The sequence below is a fragment of the Pseudoduganella sp. RAF53_2 genome (assembly GCF_052113985.1).
GTDB lineage: Bacteria > Pseudomonadota > Gammaproteobacteria > Burkholderiales > Burkholderiaceae_D > Rugamonas.
Window position 1 is genome coordinate 1 of sequence record NZ_JBFRDW010000591.1, and the last position, 3882, is coordinate 3882.

At 65.1% G+C, this 3882-nt stretch carries 5 protein-coding genes; all 5 read left to right on the forward strand.

Annotated features, from left to right (window positions below; all coding sequences use genetic code 11):
- Positions 1-662: M15 family metallopeptidase (locus tag AB4Z11_RS25985; protein WP_442028716.1), on the forward strand; the 662-nt coding region annotated here is incomplete at its 5' end.
- A complete protein-coding gene (locus tag AB4Z11_RS25990; protein WP_442028717.1) occupies positions 662-859 on the forward strand; it encodes a hypothetical protein in 198 nt (65 codons plus the stop codon). The genes AB4Z11_RS25985 and AB4Z11_RS25990, both read left to right, overlap by 1 nt.
- The gene (gene creB, locus AB4Z11_RS25995; protein ID WP_442028719.1) at positions 856-1572 is read left to right on the forward strand and encodes a two-component system response regulator CreB; all 717 of its coding nucleotides are present in this window, start codon (positions 856-858) and stop codon (positions 1570-1572) included. Before AB4Z11_RS25990 ends, creB begins: the two co-directional genes overlap by 4 nt.
- A complete protein-coding gene (gene creC, locus AB4Z11_RS26000) occupies positions 1569-2963 on the forward strand; it encodes a two-component system sensor histidine kinase CreC (protein WP_442028720.1) in 1395 nt (464 codons plus the stop codon). Before creB ends, creC begins: the two co-directional genes overlap by 4 nt.
- 75 nt (positions 2964-3038) lie before the next feature.
- Positions 3039-3882 (forward strand): inner membrane CreD family protein (locus AB4Z11_RS26005; protein WP_442028722.1); only part of this gene is annotated, 844 nt, incomplete at its 3' end.

The following is a 3882-nucleotide window of genomic DNA, read 5'->3' on the forward strand; positions in this document are numbered from 1 at the left end:
AACTGACGGGGCGCGCGCGCAGCCATGTGCAGCAGCTGTCGCAGCCACGCTTTGCCGCGCAGCCCGTGGTGGCGCAGGCTTTCCTGGCGATGCGCGAGGCGGCGCTGGCAGATGGCATCGATATGCTGCCTTGCGCGTCCTTTCGTCCGCTGGAAGGCCAGCTGCGCATCTGGAACCGCAAGTTCTCCGGCGAAGCCACGCTGCGCGGCCAGGACGGCGCGCCGCGCGAGTTTGCGGCGCTGTCGCAGGAGGAGCTGGTGTGGGCGATTCTCGGCTGGTCCGGCCTGCCGGGCGCCACGCGCCGTCACTGGGGCACGGATATCGATGTTTTCGACCGCGCCTCGCAGCCGCCCGGCTATAAGGTGAAGCTGCTGCCGGAGGAGGTCGCGCCGGGCGGCGTCTACGAACGCCTGCACGCATGGCTGGACGTGAACATCGGCCGCTTTGGTTTCTTCCGGCCGTACCGCAGCTACCGCGGCGGCATGTACGCCGAACCGTGGCACCTGAGCCACCTGAGCGCCGCCCAGGCCGCGCTGGCGGCATTCGACATCGATATGGTGGTGCGCGCCATCCGCGATGCTGATATGCTGGGCCGCGAACTGGTGCTTGATATGCTTCCCGAGATCTTTCGCAGGCACGTTCTAAACATAGAGGAGCGGTGATGAAAACGGCAATCATGATGCTCGCGCTGGCCCTGGTCGCCGGCTGCGGCAAAAAGAATCCTGCGGATCAGGCGAGCCAGGATATCAAGGCGATGGGTGCCCAGCGCGACAAGACGAAAGACGCGCTGAAGGAGCTGGAGGACAGCCAGAACAAGGCGAAGGAAGCCGCCGACAAGGCCGGTGACGAGAAGCAGTGAGCAAGGCGATTCTGATCGTCGAGGACGAGGCGGCCATTGCCGACAGCATCGCCTTCGCACTGCGCAAGGATGGCTTCGAGCCGCAGCATGTCACACTGGGTGAGCCGGCGCTTGATGCCGCACGCGCCACACCGCCGGCGCTGGTGATTCTCGATGTCGGCTTGCCCGATATCAGCGGCCTCGAAGTGTGCCGCCGCCTGCGGCAGTTCTCCGATGTGCCGGTGATCTTCCTGACCGCGCGCAGCGACGAGATCGCCCGCATTGTCGGCCTCGAAATCGGCGCCGACGATTACGTGACCAAACCATTTTCGCCGCGCGAGCTGGTGGCGCGCGTGCGCGTGATCCTGCGCCGCGCGGGCGCAAACGCAGGCGCCGCGCACGCCGCTTCATCCGCGCTTGCGTCTTCGGCTGCGCCGCGCGCCGCGGCCCGCTTTGAACTGCGTGCAGCCGAAGCCCGTGTGCTGTACAGCGGCCGTCCACTGGACCTCACGCGCTACGAATACCTGCTCCTGAAAACACTGATCGAACACCCCGGCCACGTGCTGTCGCGCGCGCAGCTGATGGACCGCGTCTGGGCCGATGCGCCCGACACGCTGGACCGCACCGTGGACGCCCACATCAAATCGCTGCGCGCCAAAGTGCGTGCCATCGATCCCGGCGCCGATCCGATCCAGACCCATCGCGGCATGGGTTACAGCCTGCCGCCCGCATGAAGATCGGCCTGCGCATCCTGCTGGGCTACTTCCTGATCGTTGGCCTGGCCGCATGGTTCCTGCTGAACGTGTTCGTGGAAGAGGTCAAACCCGGCGTGCGCTCCACGCTGGAAGACACGCTGCGGGAAACGGCACAGCTGCTGGCCGAAGTCGTTGCCGCCGACCTGCGCGACGGTAATTCGGAAGCCTCGCTACAGGCCACGATGGGCGGCGTCGCAAGACGCGAACTCGATTACCGCATCACGATCACGGACGCGCAAGGCATCGTGCGTTTCGATTCCGAGAACAAGCATGTGGGCCAGGACTACTCGCAATGGAACGACATCTATCGTACTTTGCGCGGCCAGTACGGTGCGCGCATGACACGCGATGACCCGGCGGATGAACGCAGCGTGGTGATGTATGTCGCGGCGCCGGTGCGGGATGGCCAGCGCCTCATCGGCGTGCTGACCGTTGCCAAGCCCATCTCCAGCGTGCAGGCGATTGTCGAGCGCAGCCAGCGCCGCATGCTGCGCTATGGCGCCGTGCTGCTTGGACTGTCCCTGTTGATCGGCGCAGCGGTGACCTGGCGTATGGCGTATCGGGTCGGCAAGCTGATGGACTATGTGGAAGCCGTGCTTGCCGGCCGCAAGGCGGTGCTGCCAACCCTGGGCAGCAGCGAAATCAGCACGCTGGGCCGCGCCATGGACGCCATGCGCGCCAAGCTGGAAGGCAAGGAGTATGTGGAAACCCTGATGYATACGCTGGCCCACGAACTCAAAAGCCCCATCGCCGCCATCCAGGCATCGGCCGAGCTGCTGGAAGAGGATATGTCGGTGGAAGAGCGGCGCCACTTCCTCGCCAATATCCAGGGCCAGAACGCGCGCCAGCGGCAGCTGATCGACAAGCTCCTTGCCCTGGTGCGGGTGGAAAAACAGCAGGGTCTGGAAGCCGCGGAAGTGGTCGATGTGACGGCGCTGCTGCAGGACGTAGCCGGCGACTTCCGCGCCCGCGCGGCCGAGCGCGAGCTGACGCTGGACACGACAGCAGCAGGGCAGCTGCGCGTCCACGGTGATCCGCTGCTGCTGCGCCAGGCCATCGGCAACCTGCTGGACAACGCCATCAGCTTCGCACCTCCGCACAGCGTGGTGTGCATGGCAGCGCAGCGGCGTGACGCGGCGGTCGACATCACCGTCAGCGACAGCGGCGCCGGCGTGCCGGACTACGCCGAACAGCGTATCTTCGAGCGCTTCTATTCGCTGCCGCGTCCCGATGGCGCCAAGAGCACGGGCCTTGGCCTGCCCTTCGTGCGCGAAGTCGCGGCCCTGCACGGCGGCAGCGTGCAGGTGGCCAACGCGGAACAGGGCGGCTGCCGCGCCACCTTGCGGCTGCCGGCGCAGCCGGTGTCCTGACTTCACACAGAACGCATCATCAGCGCATATTCGCTTTCTACACTGGCGCAACCTTAACAACAGAAAGCGCCACCCATGCAAAAAAAACTCGCCATCAAGGTATGCATCATCGGATTGCTGATGCTGCTGCTTGGTGTACCACTGCTGATGATCGAGTCGACCATCAATGAACGTATGCGCTACCGCGACGAGGCGGCGCAGAGCATCGCGAACGACTCGGTGGGACAGCAGCAGGTATATGGTCCCGTGCTCGTCATCCCCTACGACGAGGCCTACAACGCGGAAGAGAAAGCCGGCGACAAGACGGAAATCCACCGCAAGACGCGCCGCTCGACGCATCTCGTGTTCCCGAATCAGCTGGAGGTGGCGTCCAGGCTGGACACCGAACGGCGCTATCGCGGCATCCACCAGGTATTGATGTTCAATGGAACGCACAAGGTGAGCGGCGACTTCAGCGTGCCGTCGATGGCAGACCTGCCGCATACGGTGCGCGGCTCCGACATCACGCTTGGGCAGCCATACGTGGCGCTGGCAGTGTCCGACGTGCGCGGCGTCAGAGATTTCCCGCGTCTGATATGGGGCGCGCGCAGCTTCGAGTTCGAGCGCGGTTCCGGCTTACGCTCGCAATCGGCGGGACTGCACGCCACACTGGCGCTGGCTGATGTGGCGCCCGGGCCTGTGAAGTTCAGCTTTGACCTGAACCTGGCGGGCATGAACAGCCAGGAGTTCGTGCCGCTGGCGAAGAACAATCGCTTCATCATGTCCTCGCCATGGCCGCATCCGCAGTTCAGTGGACGCTTCCTGCCGGAGCAGCGCGAGGTCACTGACAAAGGCTTCCAGGCCGTGCGGCGAATTTCCTCGCTGGCGACGGAAGCACAGGATCAGCAGCTGCGTCTGGAGCGCGCCTCGGGTCCTGAAC

What these genes read in the sequence shown, in the direction of transcription:
- AB4Z11_RS25990 (WP_442028717.1), top strand. Translation starts at nt 662, where the DNA reads ATGAAAACGGCAATCATGATGCTCGCGCTGGCCCTGGTCGCCGGCTGC.